Source organism: Nonomuraea sp. NPDC051941, from assembly GCF_044593615.1.
In genome coordinates this window covers 129,298-149,802 of the sequence record NZ_JBIUCF010000025.1, presented here as the reverse complement: position 1 = coordinate 149,802, position 20,505 = coordinate 129,298, and the positions used below count along the sequence as shown (strand labels likewise).

The following is a 20,505-nucleotide window of genomic DNA, read 5'->3' as shown; positions in this document are numbered from 1 at the left end:
CCCTCTCGCCCACCCCCGTCTTCCCAAGGAAGTCTCATGCACATCGTCTTGTGGATCGTGCAGGCCGTACTGGCCGTCATGTTCGGCATGGCCGGGCTCATGAAGTCCACCCAGCCCAAGGACAAGCTCCAAGCCAAGCTGCCCTGGGTGGAGGACTTCTCCGCCGGCACCGTCCGCTTCATCGGCATCGCCGAACTCGCCGGCGCGCTCGGCCTGATCCTGCCCGCGGCCACCGGCATAGCCCCCGTCCTCACCCCGCTGGCCGCCACTGGCCTGGCCGTGGTGATGATCCTGGCCGCACTCACCCACGCCCGCCGCAAGGAACCCGCCGCGATCGCCTTCAACGCGGTCCTGCTGGTCCTGGCCGCCCTGGTGGCCTGGGGCCGCTTCGGCCCCTTCAGCTTCTGACCCCCGACGCCGCCCGACGAATGAGGACCATCGATCTGGGCACCCGGCTCCAGCGGCCAAGCCCTTTCCCCGGCATGCCGGGGCGCGGTGGGTCGTGGGCTGAGGTCAGCCGCTCTTGTCCGGTGCGGGTGCGGTGATGCCCGCCGGGCTGGCGCGGAGCATGGCCTTGTAAAGAGCGTCGTGCTCGGGGGAGGCCGGCAGGGGGCCCCGGGCCGGGGCCTCGAAGGACTGGATGAACAGGGCGACGACGCGTCGCCACGCGTCGGGAGCGGCATCGCCGGTGGCGTTCACGACGCCGGCGTTGGCCATGTGCATCAGCACCAGATCCGAGGGGTCGAAGTCCGCACGCAGACGGCCGGTGGCCTTGGCGCGGCCGATGAGCTCCACCATGCCCTCGTACGCCTCGTTGCGGCGCTCCTCCAGAGCCTTGGCGGTGGGGAAGGTCATGGTGAGCACGTCGGCGAAACCGTAGTCGGCGGCCTGCATCGCACAGGCGGCCTCGATGTAGCCGGTGAAACCCTGCCAGGGATCGGGGTCGTCGAGAGCCACGGCGACCGCGTCGGCGTAGGCGTCCATGCGGTCGGCGAAGACCGCGGCGACCAGCTCCTCCTTCGTGGGGAAGTGGCGCAGGATGGTGGCGATCCCCACGCCTGCCTCGCGAGCCACGGAGGCCATGGAGGCGTTCAGGCCGTCGCGTCCCAACACCGTGCGCCCGGCGGCGATGATCCGCGCCCGGTTGCGCTCGGCGTCGCTGCGCAGGGGCTGGGCGGTGCCGTTGGGGTGCTGAGCGCCAGGGTTCATGTCGGCCAGTGTAGCAATCGGATTGCCCTATCCATTTTGGTGGTACTGTGGTGGGCGGCGAATTGGAGAGGTCTATCCAGATCTTGAACGGATAAGCCTCTCCGCTTTGACGTGCCGCTTCGCCATCACGTTCATGCGAAAGGATCGCTGTGACCAGCATCGCCATCGTAGGAGCCGGCCCCCAGCTGGGCCTGGCCATCGCCCGCACCTTCGGCACCCAGGGCTTCGACGTCGCCCTGATCTCGCGTAACGGGGAGAAGCTCGACGGTATCGTCGGCAAGCTCGCCGCCGACGGCATCACCGCCGCCGCGTTTCCCGCGAACGTGCTCGACCGCGCCGGGCTCACTCACGCGCTCAAGGAGGCCGCCGCGAAGTTCGGCGGAATCGACATCCTGGAGTACTCCCCGGTGCGCCGGTGACGAGAGCGGTCTTGCCGCTGAACGTTCGTCGACGCCACCGGCGGCAGCCTCCTCGGCTAGGCAGGCTGTCGAAGATCCGTAGCAGCGCAGTCACCGTGGAGAACTGCGTCTCCTTGGAATAGAACCACTGGTCGGGCCGCCACTCACGCGGCGGCGTGGCTGCAGATTCCGGACGGGAGTTTGGATGTCGAGCGGGCGAACTCCAGGGCCTGGCGGCAGACGGTATTCGGCGCGGTCAACCTGCACACGACTGCCACCGCCATGGCGCGCTTCTTTTCCGAGCTGACCGGCGAGGACGGCCCTGTGCGCGCGCTGGTCGGGCCGGAGTTGCACGCCGAGCTCCTCGCGCCCCAGGTCACAGACTTCGATGAGGTCTTCGGCACCAGGATCACCTGGACACTCGGGTTCGTCCGGGACCGCGGCAAGATCGCCAAGGGTGGGATCGGTGGCTCGGCCGCCTGGTGGTCGCGTAAGCACCACCACGGGTGCGCCTATGTGACGCGACGGCTGGATGATCATTCCCGCGCTGCGGATATCGCCGCCGCGCTGGGCGACGACCTGGCCGTGGTGGGCGAGGATTGACGCGGCCGCTCTCTTGATGCGGCGCTGCAGCCGCCGTCTTCGCGCAGCGGATTCCGCGACGGCGCAGGAATTTCCCGCTTCCTAGGGGCACGGTCACCAATTCGAGCAGGCGTTGTGCCGCGGTGGGCGGGTCGGGTTGAGGCGGCCGAGTGTGTGGTGGGTGTCAAGAGGCCTGTGGTTCTGCTGTCCCATGCATGCCGTCGGTTATCACCTGGATCCGCGCAGCCCAAGGCAGTGCACGGTGATGGATCGGGTCGTCAATTCTGCTTCCCTACTGTCCGAGTACTGCGCCGTGCCCGACAACGACTCGCTCGTCGCTCTGACCGGACCGTGCCGCGTAGTGCGGGAGCGGCAGGGCGCCGCCGTGACGATGACATCAGGTGACCTTCGGGGTCCACGAGCCTGATGAACTCGGCGTAAGCAGTCGCGCGGCCATCTGGGTGGCGTGTCCCGTGCCGCAGCCTATATCGAGAACGTGGTCGGCCTGGCCGATGTCAGCGGTAGCGAACAGGTGCTCGTTGGCGGGTGCGGCCATGCGGTCGAGGCGTCGGTGGTGGGTGGCCTAGCGCTTGCCTTTCATCGCCGTTCCATATCTCCTCCTGCCTGGCATTCGCCAGGGGTGTCGTCACGACGCCTCCACACCGGGTCCGGGGAGCGGTCATCAAACGAGATCGACATGCTCGGGCTCCAGCCGTTCGTGCCCCACTTGACCAACGTCACCCTTGGGGAGCGGTTCGCGGCCCAGCGTCCATGGATCGTGAAGGGCTTGACAGTCGCCGACTCTTGCCATCATCGTGAACATGTATTCATGAACACTCGTTCACAATGAAGAGGCTGCCGATGACCATCGTCAACACCCATCAAGCGGAAGCCTGGAACGGCTACGAGGGCAACCACTGGGCCGACCACTACACCCGCTACGACGCCGTGAACAGTGGATTCAACGATTACCTGCTGCATCACGTCAGGGACGGCGACCGGGTGCTCGACGTTGGCTGCGGCAACGGCCAGGTCACCCGGCTGGCCGCGCGTCGCGCCGGTCACGTCACCGGGATCGATCTGTCAGCGCCCATGTTGCACGTCGCCCGCGCCGCCGCGGAGGCGGAGGGGATCGCCGCCGTCGACTTCCAGCAGGGGGATGCCCAGGTCCACCCCTTTCCAGCAGGCTCTTACGACCTGGCCGTGAGCCGCTTCGGGATCATGTTCTTCGCCGATCCGGTCGCCGCCTTCGCCAACATCGCCCGCGGGTTGCGTAGTGGTGGCCGGGTGGCCATGCTCAGCCTGCGGTCCATAAGGGACAGCGACCTGGGCGCGGTGCTGGGAGCGCTCGCCGCCCACCTGCCGGCGCCCGAACCCGACCAGGACGGCGTAGGGCCGACGTCGCTGTCCGATCCCGTGCACATCGGCGAGGTGTTCACCGCGGCCGGCTTCGCCGAGGTCGAGGCCACACCCGTCGAGGCGACGCAGGTGTGGGGCAGTGATGCCGAGGACGCGGCCGACTTCCTGATGGCCTGGGGTCCTGTTCGCTTTCTCCTGGAACGCGGCGACCCCGCGGCCGCGCCGCGGGCGCACGCCGCGCTCGTCTCAGCGCTGCGCCCCTTCGAGCGGCCCGATGCCGTTCGCCTGCGCGGCACCGCCAACCTCATCACGGCGACCCGGCCATGAGCCCGCCCAGGGCGGCCGCCCTGAGCGAGGGTGAGAGCCTGCCGGACCACCTGGTGGCCGCCGCCGCGCGCCTGTTGGCCCGGCACGGCGCCGCCGGGCTGACCGTCCGGGCGATCGCCCGCGAGGCCCAGGTGGCCGACGGCGTGCTCTACAACCACTTTGCGGACAAGGAAGAACTTCTCGCCTTGGCCATGCACTCGCACGTCCGCTCGGTAGAGCGCGACCTGCCCGCACTCCCGGAGCCTGGATCGGGCGATCTGGCGGGCAATCTCCGTGTCTACGTCGCCTACGGGGTGGCGTTGCATCTGGCGATCATGCCCGCCTTCGCCGGCATGTTGGCGCGGCCCGAGGTTCTCATGCGCTTCGCCGCCCTGGAGAATCCGGTGGCCGAGGGGCGGGGTCTGCGCGCGAAGCTGGCCGATTACCTGCGCGGCGAGCAGGCCATCGGCCGCGTGTCCGCTGCGGGTCACCCCGAAGCTGCCGCCACGATGATCGTCGGGGCCTGCCACGAGCTCGTCCTACCGCACCTGTTCAGCGGCGTCCCGGCGAGCGGGATCGAGGTCCCGCCCGGCTTCGTCGACCACCTGGTCTCCACCTGCCTGCACGGCTTGGCCGTACGACCGGAGTGATCAAACGCAGGCATAAGGTGTCGGCGACCAGAGCGACAACGGGCGGCATGCGAGCTCCCGACAGCGGCGTGGTCATCGAAAGCTATGGGATGTCGGTCGCTCGCTCTTGCCTGGGCTCCGACGGCTACCCATCGAACAGCTGACCTCTACTCAGGGCTGATCTTCCAGCGTCGTACATTCACGGGTAAAGACGTGAGGTTCTGGCATCACGTCACCCGCAAGCCCCAAAGATCACCAGGGGCGTTCGGGCGGGTTGGTTCGCATGGTCAAGACCGCAGCACGGCCACCCCTACCCGCCCGGCGCGCGGACGCCGAGCGCAACATCGCCGCGATCCTCGAAGCCGGCACCAGGCTGCTCAGCGCCGACCCCACGGCCAGCGTGGCGGACGTCGCCAAGGCCGCCGGGGTGGGCCGGGTGACGCTGTACGGCCACTTCCCGTCGCGGGAGGCGCTCGTGGACGCGGTGCTCGACCACGCGGTCGAGGTGGCGGAGGCGGTGCTGGCGGACGACTCGCTCGACACGGCCCCCGAGCCCGAGGCCATGGCGCGGCTGCTGCGCTTGTCGTGGGAGGTGCTCGATCGGCACCGGCGGCTGTTCCTGGCCGCCGACCGGGTGCTGGCCACGGAGCGGATCAGGGAGCACCACGAGAGGCCGCTGCGGCGGGTGGAGCGGCTCATCGTGCGCGGGCAGCGGGCGGGCGAGTTCCGTACGGATCTGGCGGTGGGGTGGCTGGTGACGACGTTCTTCTCGATCATCCACGCCGCCGCGCAGGAGCGTGAGGTGGGGCGGCTCGCGCCCGAGGAGGTCGAGCTGGTGCTGACCAGGACGATGCTCCCGCTGCTCACCCCGTAGCCCCGCCGGCTCGACCGGACCCCTCTCGCGGGCGCACGAAACTCGGCCAGCGGGCTGATCTGGGGTTTGGCGTTTCCGCGCTGGCGGGCATGATCGCTGTTCATAGCGTTGCAGCTGGTTTATCTGATCTTGGTTCGGCTCCCGGGTGGGTGGTGCTGCTGGGTCGCTCGCAGAGGTCGAAGGATGCGGAGATTCTGGTCCTTCGTCATCAGCTCGCGGTGTTGCGTCGGCAGGTGGCAAGGCCTCGGCCGTCGTGGGCCGATCGGGCGGTGATCGGCGCGCCGGCGCGTCTGCTATCTCCAGCCGGTCGTCGGCGGTTGTTCGTGACGCCGGGCACGCTGCTGCGCTGGCACGCGGATCTGGTGCGGCGGCGCTGGACCTTCAAGCGCGGCAGCCAGGGTCGATCTCCCATCCGCGCCTCCGTCCGGGCCTTGGTACTTCGTTTGGCTCGGGAGAATCCGCTGTGGGGTTACCGGCGGATCGCTGGGGAGCTCGCCTCTCTGGGCTGCCGGGTGGGGGCTTCCACGGTGTGGCTGATCTTGAAGAAGGCAGGCATCGACCCGGCGCCGCGACGCGCGGGACCAACCTGGAGTGAGTTCCTGCGTGCTCAGGCCGAAGGGATCTTGGCATGTGACTTCTTCCACTGCGACACTGTGCTGTTCCAACGCCTGTATTGCCTGGTCGTCATGGAGATCGGCACGCGCCGCGTACATGTCCTCGGTGTCACCGGGCATCCGACCGGGCCGTGGGTTGCGCAGCAGGCCAGGAACCTGATGATCGAGCTGGGGGACAGGGCGGAGGGGTTCAGGTTCCTCATCCGCGATCGGGATACCAGGTTCACCGCGATGTTCGACGAAGTCTTCACGGCCGCGGGCATCGGCATTCTCAAGAGTCCGCCGCGGGCTCCGCGGGCCAACGCGTTCGCCGAACGCTGGATCGGCGGCCTGCGCCGAGAACTCCTCGATCGGATCCTCATCGTCAACGCCCGCCATTTACGACGCGTGCTGGCCATCTACGAGATCTACTTCAATGAGCATCGCCCACATCGCTCCCTGAGCCAGGCCGCCCCGCTGCGAGCCCTTCCCGACCCGGCCGAGGACGATATCAAGGTCATCCGACGTGACCGCCTCGGCGGGCTGATCCACGAATACGTGCAGGTCGCATAGGGCGACCGAGTTCTTGGCACCCACAGGGGTGAGCAACCAGCGGACTGAAAGTCTGCTCGGCGACGAGGGGAGCGCGGACGAAGCAAGCGCAGAAACCGATCTTTGACCACACGCCAACTACGGCTTGGCTGCGTGGGCCCTCGAGGTGTTCTGACTTGATCTTCTCTTGATCGTCACGCGGGTCTGATGTGACGTTGGCGGACTAAACGATCTACCGCATCGCGCAACCCGCGCCGATGAGCAACCACCGAGCCACGAACCATGATCAACAATGTGATCGAAGGCCGGCGAGAACCGAGAAACCCCAGGTCGAACGCGGTATTGAAGAGTAGGGCGGGTGGGACTTGAACCCACGACCCACGGATTATGAGAATCCTCGGTTGATGTCGCTCAGTGTCACGGAGTGCTGTTCTGTATTGTCGTGGCCGGAATTATCCCCGTCGTCGTGTCGGTCTGTGCCGACGCGTGCCGTGCTGTATCGCGTACACGCGAGCAACCACCGAGCAACCATGCGTTCTTGACCATCGGCACCATGTGCCATTTGTCCCCCATCTCGGCGCGGCTGTCTGGGGCCAGGCTTGCGTGGTGAACTCGAACTTTACGGCGGATCGAACGTGTGCGAGCAACCACCGAGCAGCCATCGCCTGGTCATGTGCGTCTACAGGCAGGATGGCTCGCAGCGGACCTCGGATGCGATGCATGGTCTGCCTGACGTGCGTGGACGTGATTTTCGGCAGGCGCACTGTCGCTAACGTACTCGTCTGGCTGATCGCCAGCCAGCAACCCATGGGTTCGGACGGATCGACCGGCAGCTGCACGTATGCCTCCTCACCTTCATCGTCGTCCTCGACCAGGGTGTCGAGCGGCGGCGGATCGGCGTAGTCGGCGGGCTGGTTCGTTCGTCGCGGGTGCTCATGCGGTCGCGAGCAGGGTGCGCACCAACGTGGGACACGGATCGGGATGAAGAGTCAAAGCATGTTCTTGATCGGCTGGGGTGTTTCCGGCACGGCCTGGGCGAGGATCTCGGTCGCCTCCCGAGGCGTGAGCAGGCGGGCGTCGCACAGGAGACGGACGGACTCCTCCCATTGTTTCCGTGCTTCGCCGTGCCGTTCAAGGTCGTGTAGCGTGGTGCCGAGCCACCAGCGTGACACGGCTTCTCCCAGACGGTATTCCGATTCGCGGAGCAGCCGCACGGCCGTCGTGTAGCTGTCCACCGCCTCGGTCAGCCGACCGGCATGACGGTAGGCGTCGCCTAGCGAATCGTGTGCCGTGCCCGCACCGGCGCGCGGGTCTGCCTTTGGCCACAGTGCCACCAACTGGCGTGCTTCCGCGATCGCCTCGTCGAAGCGCCCCTGCCGGCAGTAGACATGCACCCGGTTGTTGCGGAGCGCGGCCGCGGCCCCCGGGCGTTCGGCGTCGTGGTTGAGCGTCTGAGCAAACTCCAGGTGGGCGAGCGCGTCGTCGAGACGGCCCACGATCGTGTTGATGACGCCGAGGTTGTTGAGCGCCCCGACCTTTCGCCGAGGCAGGCCGGCACGGTCCCAGTCGGTGAGAGCTGTCTGCAATTGCGCGATCGCGGCGTCGTAGCGGCCCTGGTCGCGGAAAACCCAGCCGAGAAAGCTGCGGAGCTGGGCCTTGTCCTCCCATGCCGCGATGCGATCGGCCGCCTCGATGGCGTGCGCGTAGATGTCGGCCAGCTGCGTGTGCCAGCCCTGATAGCAGAAGGGCCAGTGGAGCCCGATGGCCAGGCCGACGGCGGTTGCCGGGTCGGGGCTGGCCAACGCCTGCTGCGCGGCGGCCAGCAGGTTGTCCCGCTCGTCCTGGACCCATCGTCCCGCCTCCGCCGGGTCCTTGAAGGTGATATCGGGCAACTCGACGGGGCGTCGCAGTACGAGGGCATCGCGACTGAGGAGGGTGCTTGCCAGCCAGAGGGTGGTCAGGTAGTGGTGGTGCGCGCGCCGTACGGCGGTGGTGCGTTCCTCCTCCGCGAGGTCCTGGAGCGCGAGTTCGCGGGCGGAGAGACCGACCAGGTCGTGGAACTGGTAACGGTCAGGTCCGGCCGGTTCGAGGAGGCGGGCGTCCAGGAGGCGTTCCAGGGCGGCTTCGGCGCGGCGATGGGTCCAGCCTGTCAGGGCGGCGGTGGTGGCCGGGGTGTGGGTGGGCAGGCCGAGCAGGGCGAGCAGCGGCAGCAGGTGGGCGGCGTCGTGGCCGGTGGGCTCTTCCCGGAGGTGGTGGTGGCTGACCGCGATGCTGGCGCGGACGGCCAGGTCGGCGTACTCCAGCACGTCCAGGCGGCGGGTGGCGTCGGCGAGGCGCGCTTCCAGGCCGGACAGGGTCCAGTCGGGGCGGGCGGCCAGGCGGGCGCCGACGATCCGCAGGGCGAGGGGGAAGCCGCCGCACAGGTTGACGATCCGCTCGGCCGCCTGCGGCTCGGCGTGCACCCGGTCGGGCCCGGCCAGGCGGGACAGCAGCGCGGCGGCGTCGGCGGCGTTCAGCGTGCCCAGGTGGAGGTGGCCAGCGTTGTCCAGGGTGACCAGCGGGTCCCGGCTGGTGATCAGGACCTTGCACCCGGGACCGGCGGGGATGAGCGGGCGGACCTGGCGGACGTCGCGGGCGTTGTCCAGGATGACCAGCAGGTTGCCGGCCGCCGTCAGGGAGCGGTAGCGGGCCGCGGCCTCCCCGGGATCGGCGGGTACGGCGGCGCCGTCCAGGCCGAGCGAGCGCAGCAGGTGGCGCAGGGCTTGGGCAGGGGTCAGCGGATCGAGTCCGGGGGTGGATCCGTGCAGGTTGAGATAGATGACGCCGTCGGTGAACCGGTCGGCCACGCCGCGGGCGACGTGAACGGTCAGGGCGGATTTGCCGATGCCGCCGGCCCCGTCGATGACGGTGACGGAGGGCCCGCGTGCGGGTTCGCCGGACTGGCCGAGCACGTCGCGCAGATGCTGGATCTCGGTGGCGCGAGCGGTGAAGGCGTGGGTGTCGGCGGGAAGTTCGGCCGGGATGTACGGCGCGCCGAGCATGACCTGCTGGTCCGGGGTGGTCAGGTCGAGCGCGGGGTCCTTCACCAGAACGGCCTGATGAAGGCGGCTCAGTTGGGCGCCGGGTTCGATGCCGAGTTCGGAGACCATGATCCGGCGGGTGGCCTGGTAGACGGCGAGCGCCTCGGACGAGCGGCCGCCGCGGTACAGGGCGAGCATGAGCTGGGCCGCGGGGCGTTCGCGCAGCGGATAGGCCCGAACGTGCGCGGCCAGGTCGACGGCCACCGCGTGATGGTCCCCGGCGGCGAGGCGCAGATCGGCGTGGTCTTCCACGACCGTGAGGTGTTCCTCTTCGAGCCGGGTGGCCTCGATGCGTGCCCAGGGAGCGGCCAGCTCGGCCAGCGGGTCGCCTCGCCACAGCCGCAGGGCCTGGCGGAACAGGGCGTCGGCTCCTTGCGTCTGGCCGGTGCGGGCGCGTTTGGCCAGGCTGAGGAACAGGTGGGCGTCGACGTGGTCTGGTTCGAGCGCGAGCCGGTAACCGCCGGGCGTAGTCTGGATGATCTCTTCTGTGGCATGCGGTCCAAGGGTCTGGCGCAGTTTGGAGATCACGATGTGGAGTTGTTTGGCCGCGGTCGCCGCGGAGCCGTCTCCCCAGATGTCGGTGAGGATCCGCTCGGTGTTCACGGCCTGCCCGGCGTCCAGGGCGAGTCTGGCCAACACACCGATTCGTCGCTGCCCGGCGAGCCGCACTGGTTCGTCACCGGCCAGGACCTGCAACGGGCCGAGGAACCTGATCTCCAGCGCCATGAGGAGCGTACTTCCCTCCCTAGTGGAGTCGGCATTCTAACGAGATGGCGGGCTTATCCGCGGCAATGACGGGATGGAACACTGTCTTCATGCGAACTTCCGGCATCTTTGGTTCACATGCATGTCTAGTGTCCTGAGTCAGTAATTCGCCGACAATATGAGGCGAGGGCGTCGAGGATCTCTTCGGCGGTCTTGGCCCAGACGAAGGGCTTGGGATCGTCATTCCAGGAGGCGATCCAGGTGCGGATGTCCTTCTCCAGCGCCTGCACCGTCTTGTGGACGCCGCGTCGTAGCTGCTTGGTCGTCAGTTCGGCGAACCAGCGTTCCACCAGGTTCAGCCAGGACGAGCCGGTCGGGGTGAAGTGCAGGTGGAATCGGGGGTGTGCCAGCAACCAGCGTTTGATCGCGGGCGTCTTGTGCGTGGCGTAGTTGTCGCAGATCAGGTGGATATCAAGCTCGGTCGGGACCTCCTTGTCCACCTTGATCAGGAACTTCTTGAACTCCACCGCGCGATGCCTGCGGTGCAGGGAGCCGATCACCTTGCCGGAGATCACGTCCAGAGCAGCGAACAGCGTGGTGGTGCCGGCTCGGACATAGTCATGGGTGGCCCGCTCGGGCACGCCGGGCATCATCGGCAGTACCGGCTGCGAGCGATCCAGCGCCTGGATCTGCGACTTCTCGTCCACCCATAAGACCAGCGCCCGCTCCGGCGGATCCAGGTACAGACCGACCACGTCATGCACCTTCTCCACAAAGAAGGGATCGGTTGACAGCTTGAAGGTCTCCGCCCGATGCGGTTGCAGGCCAAACGCCCGCCAGACGCGCGACACCGTCGACTGCGACAGACCCAGTTGCTTGGCCATGGACCGCGTCGACCAGTGCGTGGCATTGGCGGGCTTGGACTCCAAGGTGCGCGCGACCAGCTCCGCCACCTGCTCATCACTCACCGTCCGCGGCCGGCCCGGACGCGGCTCGTCGGCCAAGCCCGCCAGCCGGTCAGCCAGGAAGCGCCGACGCCACTTCGAGACCGTCTCGCGCGATACCCCGACCTCCTCCGCCACCACCTTGGTGGACACGGGCAAGCCGTCCTCGCCGATCGCATCACACGCCAGGATCAGCCTGGCCCGTAACGCCATGTCTTGGGCGCCCTTACGCCGCCGTACCCATCGCTCAAGCTCAGCCCGCTCACCTTCGGTCAGATGCAGCGGCTCGACCTTCGGTCCCGGACGTCCCATAGCCAAGAACCATAGACGAATTACTGACTCAGGACACTAGACGTGCAGGCCTACATGTGACTTGCAGGCTACCGATCACCGGGAGAGACCAGAGGTAAGACTGCCCCACGGTATCCGTACCGGCCTGCCAGGAGAATCATCGACCCGATGTCGCCAACGAGTAGCAGGGCAGTTACTACAGTTTCGCCGTACGCGGCCCGCTCCACCGGGGCGGCTGGAACGAGACCACTTGAACGCGCCGTGCGAGCCAGTCCTGCACGGCGCGTTCACCCGCAGCCAAGCAGTCCGGCACCTGGGCACCGGTGAAGACTGTCAGCCGCCGGCCGGCAGCCCCTTGGACCCGCTCTCATAAACGATCCATTCCCAGAGCACGATCAAACATCGGGAACCAGGATGCAGCGGACCGCCGATCGGTTCTCAGAACCCGTTCTCACGTAAACGCCGGGCAACACGGTTCTGAGAAATGTTTGTGAGAGCATCGGGCATGACCGACGCCCCGAGCGACGCCGACCGTGACGCTGATGAGGTCGAGCGCCACCCCTGTCCGCGCTGCACGGCCGAGCCCGGCTCGCCGTGCCGCTCACGCGGCGGCGCGGTCGCCGGCACCTACCACACCGGCCGCTTCACCAAGGTCGCCCGGCTGGCCAAACTGCTGTGCGTGCCCACTCCGGGCCGAGAACCCGCCCGTCGCCTGGGGGTCAGTATTCACCTGTCGTCGACAGATTCGAACCCCTGACCCTTTAGATTGCGGAGGAACACCGGGAAGTCTGGGGGAGTCGCAGGGCGGTGGCTCCCAGAAGTGGCTCCTCCCCCGGGTGGAAATGGCGGGTCGTTGTCGAGGTGCCAACTCTGGCCATGCCTGACCCCAGCGAGTCGATCTGCGACGCCTCCGAGGATCTGCGTCCGACGTGGCAGCTGAAGCGGCCCGCGCACGCAACGACACGGCGACAGCGTGCCAACACGCGATGTGTTCCGGTAGGTTCGTCACCTGCCGCTCAGGAGATCGCGGAGGAGGCCCTCCAACAGGTAACGGTCATGACCGATGAAACGCTGGTCCTGCCTACGGAGGGTTGTGCGATGGGACTGGGGATCAAGATCTTGGGGCCGTGGGAGCTGACGGCAGACGGCGACGTGCTGCCGCTGACCGGCAGCCGACGGATCGGCCTGCTGACCCGGCTGGCATTGAGCGCCGGCCGGGTGGTCACCGCTGACCAGCTCCTCACCGATGTGTGGGGGGAGAGCCGGGCGGCGACGGCGCCGAAGCAGCTCCACATCGTGGTGTCGAAGCTTCGCGAGTTCCTTGCGCCTCGGGCGCTCGACGAGGTCATCGTGACCGCGCCGGGTGGATACTGCCTGGACGTGCCACCTGATCACGTCGATGCTCACCTGTTCATGCGGCTGGTGCGCGAAGCGCGTGCCGGCCGGGCCAGGGGAGAGATCGTTACGGCTGACAGGTCGTTCCGGCAGGCTCTGGCCTTGTGGCGGGGAGAGGCTCTGGCGGGCATGTCGGCGGAGTGGGGCCAGATCGAGGCCACCCGTCTGACGGAGGAACGTCTCACCGCTCTGGAGGATCACGTCGATCTGCGGATGACGGCGGGTGATCACCATGCGGTGATACCGGATCTGACCGTCCACATCGAGGCGCACCCGCTGCGGGAGAGGCCGCATGCGCAGCTGATGCTGGCGCTGTATCGCGCTGGACGGTCGTCGGAAGCGCTCGCGGTCTACCAGGAGACTCGCCGCGTCATGATCCAGGAGCTCGGCATCGAGCCGAGTGCCGAGCTGCGCCGGCTCCAGCAGGCGGTGCTCGCTCGCGATCCCGTCCTCGATCTGACCGCTCCGGCGCAGGATGCCACGCTCGGCCACGCCGTCGCCCCGGCCGAGCTGCCCGCCGACACCCGCGCCTTCACCGCCCGCGATGTCGAGCTCGCCTGGCTCGACAAGGCGCTCACCGCCTCGGAAGCCGGTACCCCGGCGATCGTCGCCATCGGCGGTCCCGGCGGGATCGGCAAATCCGCGCTGGCCGTACACCTGGCGCACGCCGTCGCCGACCGCTACACCGACGGCGTTCTCTACATCGACCTGCACGGCGCCACCGACGGGCTCCGGCCTCTGTCGCCGCTCGAGGCGCTCGGCCGGCTTTTGCGCTCGCTCGGGCTGGACGGCTCCGCCGTACCGACCACGGTCGACGAGGCCGCGGCCCGCTACCGATCCCTCACCTCGGCGCGGGACGTGCTGATCATCCTCGACAACGCCCTCGACACCCGCCAGGTCCGCCCGCTCATTCCCGCCGGATCGGGGTGCGCGGTCGTCATCACGAGCCGGCAGGTTCTCACCTCCCTCGACGGGGCGAGCCAGCTGAACCTGCCCGGACTCGACCCGTCCGACTCCACCGCGCTGCTGGCCCGGATCGCCGGTCCCGGCCGGGTCCACGCCGAGCCGGCGGCTGCCGGGCGGATCGTCCGGCTCTGCGGGGGCCTGCCCCTCGCCCTTCGCATCGCGGCGGCTCGTCTGGCCGCCCGCCCCGACTGGACGCTGTCCTACCTCGCCGACAGGCTCGCTGACGCCACCCGCCGCCTGGACACGCTGGAGCATGCCGACCTGGCCGTCCGTGCCGGCATCGCCGTCAGCCTCCATCACCTCCAGGAGGAGCCCGCCGGCCAGGACGCCGCCCACCTGTTCGCCCTGCTCGGCCTCCTCGACACGCCCACCCACACCCCGGCAGCCACCGCCGCTCTCGCTGATCGGCCCGAGCGCACGGTGGAGGCCACGCTGGACCGCCTCCTGGATGCCCGGCTGCTCGAATCGGCGGGGGTGGGCCGCTACCGGATGCACGACCTCGTCCGCCTCTACGCCCACGAACAAGCCGACGACATCGTCCAGGAGAGCGATCGAGCGGCCGCCACCCGCCGCGCGTTACACCATTACCTCGCCACAGCCAGGACGGCCAGCCTTCTGCTCGATCCCACCTCCCCCATTGTCAGAAACCTCCGCGCCGACCAACCGGGCCTTCGCCTGGACACACCGCAGGAGGCGATCGACTGGATCGAGCTGGAGCGCGACAACCTCATCGCCGTCGCCCGGCAGGCCACCACCCGCACCCACGATCCCGGCACGGTCGAAGGCCTCGCCGCCAGTCTCAACAGACCCTTTAGCCACAGAGGCTGGCTCGCCGACCTGGCCGAGATCCATCACCAGGCCCTGCAGGTGGCCGTCCAAACTGGTGACTGGGCGGGCCAAGCCCGCGGGCACAACCAGTTGGGCAGCATCCACAAGAACCAGGGTCGCTTCGAGCCTGCGGTCGAGCAGTTCGAGCGTGCCCTGGTGTGCTGGGATCGAGCAGGTCTGCCCCTGCGTAAGGCGGGCACCCTCCACAACCTCGGCACGACCTACGGCAAGCTGGAGCGCTTCGACGACGCGCTTGCCACCCAGGACGAGGCGATGGCGACAGCGACGGCCAGCGGCCTGCGCGACTACCAAGCGATGATCCTCAACGGCCGGGCCGCGGTGCTGATCAGAATGGGCCGGCTGGACGACGCAATCGACGCGGGCCGAAAAAGCCTGGAGATCTGGGCGGAGTTCGACAATCCCCTCGGCGAGGCAACGGCGACCGACACGCTGGCCGATGCCTGCCGACGCGCCGGCAGCCTCGTTGAGGCCGAGGCCGGATACCGGAGGGCGGTCTACCTCCACCACAAGGCCGGTGCCCGCGCGCTGGAGGCCGTTACCCTGTGGGGGCTCGGCGACACCTTGCACGATCTTGGACGGCAGGACGAGGCACGGAAGCGCTGGCATCAGTCAGCTCGGATTCTGTGTGACGTCCATCTCCTCACCGAGGAGGAGCTGGAGGTCCTGCTCGCCCAGGACCTCCCTCAGCCTCCCGACCCCGTCAAGCACTTGAGCGCGGGAGCGCGTTGATCAGATCGATGATCGCCCGGTAGACGACCGGAATGGGTGCCAGAACCACGCTTGGCCGCCGTCGACGCATGGCGCCCACCGATCGCAAGCGCCTCTACCTGTGGTTTCGCGTGGCCGCCGGATCATGGAGCTGCTCGGAGCGACCTCGTTGAAGATCTCGACGGCGCCCGGGCCGTGATGCTAGACGCCGTCCGCTGCGGGCTTCGGCGCGGGATGCGTCCCCGGTATACCTGGCAGGTGGCCGTCGATGAGGCGGACGGCGCGCTCGCCCACGACCGCCACGCTGGACTCGCGCGGCCCGGGGCAACGGTGCAGGTCAGGAGTTCGGGCCGAGATGGCTGCGGCGTTCTTCCGCGGTCAGCTCGCGGGTACGGCGTGATCTGGCCAGTTCGAGCACCGTTCCGGCCGGGCCGCACACCTCGCAGGCGCGGGTCCGGACGAGGCTGCCGCCCAGACCGGTCGCCAGCGGGCGACCGAGGATGATCTGCGGGCTCAACCCCCTGACGATCCGCGTACCGTCGGGGCTGAACGCCGCGAGACTGCCGGTCGCGCCCCAGCCGGTCAACTCCAGCGGTTCGCCGCCGCCTGTTGCCCGCCAGAGCCGCAGGTGGCCCGCGGGTTCGTTGGTGACCAGCCAGGTGCCGTCAGGGCTGAACCTCACCTTACGGACGGTGTTCTCGGCGCCCTGCAGCACGGCCGCGGGCTCGCCCCGGCCGCCGGTGTCCCAGAGCCGGATGGCGCCGTCCGCGGCCGCGGCGGCCAGTCGCAGCCCGTCTGGGCTGAAGGCGAGGCCGGTGATGTCCTCCACATGGCCGCGAAGAATCTTCGGCTCGCTCTTGCCGGTCAGGTCCCAGACGACGACGGTGTGGTCGTCACGGGCGTCGGCCAGTTTCATGCCGTCCGGGCTGAGTGCCACGTCGCCGTCGGCGCGGCCCGTGGGCCGGGCCTGCCAGCCGGTGAGCGCTGTCAGCCCGCCGGACGGGGAGATCTGCCACACCTGCGGTTCGGTGTCGAAGGCGCCCGCCACGATCCGCTTTCCATCGGTGCTGAACACCAGGCCGCCCGGGAGGCCGCGGAAGGGCGCGGGTGTGGTGACTGGCGCGCCGGCGGTGGTGAGGTCCCACAGGCTCAGGGTCCCGGCCCGGCCGATGCCCGCCATCCTCCGGCCGTCAGGGCTCAGCGCGACGAGGTAGCCGGCATCACGCGGGCCGTGCACCTCGGCCGGGGTCGTGCCGCGCCATATCTTGATGCGGACGTCCCGCGGGCTGAGGAGTGAATCCGGCCCCGCGCTGACCGCCACCGTGCTCGTGTCAGCGCTGAGCGCCAGGGGCCTGCCCTCGCTCGGTGTCGGGTCGCCCGCCGTGATGTCCCACGTCCGCAGGGAGCCGTCCGCATCGACGCTGACCAATGACTTCCCGTTCGGGGTGAACGCCGCCCCGCGCGGATTCCCTTTCGGGCTGCGCAACACCAGCGGGTCGGCGTCGCTGCCCGTCGTCCAGACGCGGATCACGCCGTCGGCGCCGTAGGTCGCCATGCGATCCCCGGCCGCGGTGAACACCAGGCCGTTCAGCTTCGGGGGGTGGCCGGCCAGCTCGATCTGCGGGATCCAGTCGCCGGCCGACGCCTCCGTCGCGTCCCAGACACGGGGAACGTCGCCTTCGACGGTCGCGACCCATGGTCCGCGCGGGCTGACGGCCACCTGCTCCGGCTCACCGCGCGCGGCCGCGCGCTGCAGAACGGGCGGGTCCCGGGTCATGTCCCATAGTCGCAGCGGCGATCCGTTGCCCCCGGTGGCGAGCAGCCGGCCGCTGGGGCTGAACGAGACGCTCCTGACCGCGCGACCGGGGACATTGAGCTTGACGGGCTTGGAGCGTCCCGGCTTCCAGATGCGCACGCCGTCGCCGTGCGCGCTCGCCACCCTGCCGTCCCGGCTGACGCTGACGCCGTGGACGCTACCGTCAACGGTCCCCAGAACCACGGGCGGACCGCTTGACGCCAGGTCCCATAGCACCAGTTCTCCTCCGGAGCCTCCGGTGACGAGTTGCCGGCCGTCCTCGCTGAACGCGGCGCTCAGGATGCCGTCCGTCCGATCCGCCTGGAGCACATGGCCGGCCCGGCGCGGGGCGGTACCGTCCAGGCTCCAGATCTCCAGGCCCGCCGGGCCCGACCCGGCGCCCCAGATCGCGATCTTCCGACCGTCCGGGGTGGTCGTCATTCCTGTAACCCTGCGCAGGCCGACCGGGGTGGAGCCGCGTTGCCGGGAGTCTGCAGTGGCCTGGCGGAGCACGAGGTCGGCCTCCGGAGTGGGCTCCACCTCGTACGCCTCGATCGCCAACAGCAACGCCAGTTCCGGGTCTTGCTGGAGCTGGCGGCGCGCTTCGGCGGCCAGCCGTACCGAGGCGGCACGGTCGCGCTCGACGTTCCTGTTGCCTACCTGGACCAGGACGAGCGCGGCCAGCACGATGACCGCGACGGCGGCGACCGGCAGCCCGCCGAAGGCGAGACGGGTCCGGCGGCGGGCCCGGTCGCGCTCGGCCGCGCTCGAGCGGCAGGCCGCCAGGAAGGTTCGCTCCAGCTCGTTCAGCGGTACGAAGCTCGCCTCGCCGTCCCAGAGGGCGAGGCGAGTGCCGCGGTACAGGTAGTCCTCGCCGCGCCCGTTGCGGTCCCACTCGGCCGCGTCAGACGTGAGCCGCTGGTGCCGCAGAAGGGTCTCACGGTCGGCGGTGAGCCATTCCCGCAGCCGGGGCCAGCCGGTGAGGAGCGCTTCGTGCGCGATGTCGACCAGGTCCTGGTCCACGACGATGAGCCTGGCGGCGGCGAGCCGGTCGAGGACCGCGTCCAGCTCGCCGGCGGGTCCGATGCCGGCGAGCTCGTCCCGGTCGAGACCGCGGCGGGTGTCGGAGCTGCCCGAGCCCAGGGCTACGAGCCGCAGCAGCACGGCGCGGAGCAACTGCTGCTGGTCGGCTTCCAGATCGGCGTACAGGTGCTCAGCGGTCCGCGCGATCGCGCCGGACACGCCACCCACGGCTCGGTAGTCCGCCAGCGTCAGCGTGTCTCCCTGCTGCCTGCTCCACGTTTCGCGCAGCGCGTGCGCGACCATCGGGAGCGCCCCCTTCTGCTCGGCGGCCTCGGCCACCATGGTGACCACCAGATCCGGGTCCACGCTCAGCCCTGCCCGGGCGGCGGGTTCGGTGATGATGGCGCGCATCTCCTGCTCGGACATGGGCCCGACCTGCAGGTGAACGCTGTCGAGGAGGGCTGCGGCCAGACCGGGATGCGACATGCAGCGCTCGTAGAAGTCAGTGCGGATCCCGATCACCAGCGCCGGGCCGTCCTGACCGCTGACGAGCTCGCTCAGCGCGTGGAGGAAGCCGGCGCGTTCCCGCTCGTCGGCGCAGAGCGTGAACGTCTCCTCGAACTGGTCGACGATCATCACGTCGGAGCCGTCAGCGTCGGAGGCGTGCAGCCGGGACAGCGGGTGCGCGCCCGGAGTGAGCAGCGTGACGGCAGTTCCGTCGGCGGTCAGCCGCGCGGCCAGCCCGGCCCGCAGCAACGAGGATTTGCCGCTGCCGGTGGCCCCGCGGACCACCGTCAGCGGTCCCTGCTTCACGGCCTTCAGCAGGACCTCGAGAAGGTCGTCCCGGCCGAAGAACAGGTCGGCGGCGTCGACGTCCAGCGGAAGCAGGCCGGGGTAAGGGCAACGGCGCTGCGACCGTTCGAGTTCGGCCGCGACCAGCTGCCACTTCCGCTCCCATTCGGCGGGGTCGCCACCGCAGGCGACGGCGTACGCCAGTGTCGCCTCAAGAGTGGGCAGCCGCGTCCCGGTGGCCGCCTCGGCGAGGGTGCTCCGCGAGAAATGCGCGCGCTGCGCGAGTACGCGGTAGCTCGGTCGCCCGGCCTCGTCCCTGAGCCGGCGCAATTCCCAGGCGAGCCTTTCGACGGGACCGGCCAGCGGATCCACCGGCTGCTCGGGCCGCCCCAATGCACACTCACCTCTTGTTGTCCGGAGTCTTCGCCGCGTTGTCCTGGACCCACGGAGGGCTATTTCGGACATCCCTGGGCCGCCTTAGACCTTAGATCTCCAGCACGACAAGAGGGGGCAAATAATGAGATTTCACGTACTGGGATCCTTGGAGATCCACACGGGGGATGGAGCCGTCGACGCCTACGTGAACCGGGCCGGGCTCCTGTGCGGCATGGGCGACAGGGTCTACGTCCGGCGCGACGTCGAGGCCGGCCTGACGCTCGCCCCGTCCGATCCCCACCTGCTGTGCCTGCGCGGCCGACTCCTGGCCGAGGACAACGACATTCCGGCCGCCAAGGCGGCCCTGTCAGCCGCAGTCGCAGCCGATTCCAGGCCTGCCGAGGTGGGAGCGTCCCGCGATGCGCTGGCCGACCAGGACGGAGACCTGGACGCCCCCGTCCAGTTCTTTGACGTCCACGCGGACGTTGCCGCGGTTGCAGACCACCTCGGAGAAGGGTGGGGGTCAGCAGGGCGGCCTGGTCGTAGGCGTTCAGCGCCTAGGTCAAGCGCCCGAGGTGCTGGTGGAGGGCAGCGCGCTCGAAATAGGCGCGTGACTCGTTCGGGTCGACGGTGACGACCGCGGTGTAGTCGCCGATGGCCTGCTCGTGGTCGCCGGACCGAGCCCGGGCAGCGGCCTGGTGCATAAGCATCCAGCGTCCACGGAGATGGCTTGTGGGTTTGAACATAGTCGTCACCTTGTAGCCTTCGGGCCATCACCGCACGTGCGGAGCCGACCGCAGGTAAACGTCGGGGACGATCACGCGCTCCCGGGCCATCCCCGCGCGGGGATGGCCCGTAGGTGACCACATGTACTGTCGGACCCGCGCCTGCGGCATGGTCGGGCCGAGAGCGCCGCCTAGCAGGAGAGGCGCGAATGGCGATCAGCGCCACGCTGGCACTCCAAGATCGACGCAATCGACACCACTTCACCCTGCCGGGTGAGCGCCTCGACCGCTGTACATCCCCATCCCTGCCGCCCGACATCCACGGCAACCACCACCCCGCGAGAGATTCACGGCG

Annotated in this window: 15 protein-coding genes; 9 read left to right on the top strand and 6 right to left on the bottom strand. The window is 69.1% G+C overall.

What is annotated here, in order from left to right; translation table 11 throughout:
* Window positions 1-36: 36 nt before the first annotated feature.
* Window positions 37-408, top strand: a complete 372-nt coding sequence (locus ACIHFD_RS36350; RefSeq protein WP_397370830.1) for a DoxX family protein — start codon at window positions 37-39, stop codon at window positions 406-408.
* Window positions 409-513: 105 nt separating this feature from the next.
* Here ACIHFD_RS36350 and ACIHFD_RS36345 read toward each other — a convergent pair whose 3' ends face one another.
* Entirely contained in the window at window positions 514-1,209 is a 696-nt protein-coding gene (locus ACIHFD_RS36345) for a TetR/AcrR family transcriptional regulator (RefSeq protein WP_397370829.1), read from the bottom strand.
* 149 nt (window positions 1,210-1,358) lie between these two features.
* On the opposite strand from ACIHFD_RS36345, the gene ACIHFD_RS36340 reads away from it, so the two are divergent.
* From ACIHFD_RS36340 to ACIHFD_RS36315, 6 genes are all read left to right on the top strand, one after another.
* A complete protein-coding gene (locus ACIHFD_RS36340; protein ID WP_397370828.1) occupies window positions 1,359-1,628 on the top strand; it encodes an SDR family NAD(P)-dependent oxidoreductase in 270 nt (89 codons plus the stop codon).
* 159 nt (window positions 1,629-1,787) lie between these two features.
* On the top strand, window positions 1,788-2,210 hold the full coding sequence (locus ACIHFD_RS36335; protein WP_397370877.1) for a serine hydrolase: 423 nt from the start codon (window positions 1,788-1,790) through the stop codon (window positions 2,208-2,210).
* 840 nt (window positions 2,211-3,050) lie between these two features.
* A complete protein-coding gene (locus tag ACIHFD_RS36330) occupies window positions 3,051-3,875 on the top strand; it encodes a class I SAM-dependent methyltransferase (RefSeq protein ID WP_397370827.1) in 825 nt (274 codons plus the stop codon).
* Entirely contained in the window at window positions 3,872-4,504 is a 633-nt protein-coding gene (locus ACIHFD_RS36325; RefSeq protein ID WP_397370826.1) for a TetR/AcrR family transcriptional regulator, read from the top strand. Before ACIHFD_RS36330 ends, ACIHFD_RS36325 begins: the two co-directional genes overlap by 4 nt.
* A gap of 262 nt (window positions 4,505-4,766) precedes the next feature.
* Window positions 4,767-5,357 carry a TetR/AcrR family transcriptional regulator gene (locus ACIHFD_RS36320; RefSeq protein ID WP_397370825.1) on the top strand — a complete coding sequence of 197 codons (591 nt, stop codon included), beginning with the start codon at window positions 4,767-4,769 and terminating at the stop codon, window positions 5,355-5,357.
* 89 nt (window positions 5,358-5,446) lie between these two features.
* Window positions 5,447-6,523 carry an integrase core domain-containing protein gene (locus ACIHFD_RS36315; protein WP_397370824.1) on the top strand — a complete coding sequence of 359 codons (1,077 nt, stop codon included), beginning with the start codon at window positions 5,447-5,449 and terminating at the stop codon, window positions 6,521-6,523.
* 968 nt (window positions 6,524-7,491) lie between these two features.
* Here the strand turns inward: ACIHFD_RS36315 and ACIHFD_RS36310 are convergent.
* Both ACIHFD_RS36310 and ACIHFD_RS36305 read right to left on the bottom strand, forming a co-directional pair.
* Window positions 7,492-10,308, bottom strand: a complete 2,817-nt coding sequence (locus ACIHFD_RS36310) for a BTAD domain-containing putative transcriptional regulator (RefSeq protein ID WP_397370823.1) — start codon at window positions 10,306-10,308, stop codon at window positions 7,492-7,494.
* Between the two features lie 125 nt (window positions 10,309-10,433).
* On the bottom strand, window positions 10,434-11,543 hold the full coding sequence (locus ACIHFD_RS36305; RefSeq protein ID WP_397370822.1) for an IS630 family transposase: 1,110 nt from the start codon (window positions 11,541-11,543) through the stop codon (window positions 10,434-10,436).
* A gap of 484 nt (window positions 11,544-12,027) precedes the next feature.
* Here ACIHFD_RS36305 and ACIHFD_RS36300 point away from each other — a divergent pair, with 484 nt between their 5' ends.
* Both ACIHFD_RS36300 and ACIHFD_RS36295 read left to right on the top strand, forming a co-directional pair.
* On the top strand, window positions 12,028-12,279 hold the full coding sequence (locus tag ACIHFD_RS36300) for a hypothetical protein (RefSeq protein ID WP_397370821.1): 252 nt from the start codon (window positions 12,028-12,030) through the stop codon (window positions 12,277-12,279).
* Between the two features lie 299 nt (window positions 12,280-12,578).
* On the top strand, window positions 12,579-15,461 hold the full coding sequence (locus ACIHFD_RS36295; RefSeq protein WP_397370820.1) for a BTAD domain-containing putative transcriptional regulator: 2,883 nt from the start codon (window positions 12,579-12,581) through the stop codon (window positions 15,459-15,461).
* A gap of 316 nt (window positions 15,462-15,777) precedes the next feature.
* Here ACIHFD_RS36295 and ACIHFD_RS36290 read toward each other — a convergent pair whose 3' ends face one another.
* The 3 genes from ACIHFD_RS36290 to ACIHFD_RS36280 all read right to left on the bottom strand — a co-directional run bounded on the left by ACIHFD_RS36290 (window position 15,778) and on the right by ACIHFD_RS36280 (window position 20,135).
* On the bottom strand, window positions 15,778-19,443 hold the full coding sequence (locus tag ACIHFD_RS36290) for a helix-turn-helix domain-containing protein (protein WP_397370819.1): 3,666 nt from the start codon (window positions 19,441-19,443) through the stop codon (window positions 15,778-15,780).
* Window positions 19,444-19,792: 349 nt separating this feature from the next.
* Window positions 19,793-19,930, bottom strand: coding sequence for a hypothetical protein (locus ACIHFD_RS36285; RefSeq protein ID WP_397370818.1), 138 nt, complete (start codon window positions 19,928-19,930; stop codon window positions 19,793-19,795).
* 52 nt (window positions 19,931-19,982) lie between these two features.
* Entirely contained in the window at window positions 19,983-20,135 is a 153-nt protein-coding gene (locus ACIHFD_RS36280; RefSeq protein WP_397370817.1) for a hypothetical protein, read from the bottom strand.
* Window positions 20,136-20,505: the final 370 nt, after the last annotated feature.

Bases quoted from the DNA above. Each gene is read 5' to 3' on its own strand.
- ACIHFD_RS36350 (WP_397370830.1), top strand. From the start codon at position 37: ATGCACATCGTCTTGTGGATCGTGCAGGCCGTACTGGCCGTCATGTTC.
- ACIHFD_RS36345 (WP_397370829.1), bottom strand. From the start codon at position 1,209: ATGAACCCTGGCGCTCAGCACCCCAACGGCACCGCCCAGCCCCTGCGC.
- ACIHFD_RS36330 (WP_397370827.1), top strand. From the start codon at position 3,051: ATGACCATCGTCAACACCCATCAAGCGGAAGCCTGGAACGGCTACGAG.
- ACIHFD_RS36325 (WP_397370826.1), top strand. From the start codon at position 3,872: ATGAGCCCGCCCAGGGCGGCCGCCCTGAGCGAGGGTGAGAGCCTGCCG.
- ACIHFD_RS36320 (WP_397370825.1), top strand. From the start codon at position 4,767: ATGGTCAAGACCGCAGCACGGCCACCCCTACCCGCCCGGCGCGCGGAC.
- ACIHFD_RS36315 (WP_397370824.1), top strand. From the start codon at position 5,447: ATGATCGCTGTTCATAGCGTTGCAGCTGGTTTATCTGATCTTGGTTCG.
- ACIHFD_RS36310 (WP_397370823.1), bottom strand. From the start codon at position 10,308: ATGGCGCTGGAGATCAGGTTCCTCGGCCCGTTGCAGGTCCTGGCCGGT.
- ACIHFD_RS36305 (WP_397370822.1), bottom strand. From the start codon at position 11,543: ATGGGACGTCCGGGACCGAAGGTCGAGCCGCTGCATCTGACCGAAGGT.
- ACIHFD_RS36300 (WP_397370821.1), top strand. From the start codon at position 12,028: ATGACCGACGCCCCGAGCGACGCCGACCGTGACGCTGATGAGGTCGAG.
- ACIHFD_RS36295 (WP_397370820.1), top strand. From the start codon at position 12,579: ATGACCGATGAAACGCTGGTCCTGCCTACGGAGGGTTGTGCGATGGGA.
- ACIHFD_RS36280 (WP_397370817.1), bottom strand. From the start codon at position 20,135: ATGCTTATGCACCAGGCCGCTGCCCGGGCTCGGTCCGGCGACCACGAG.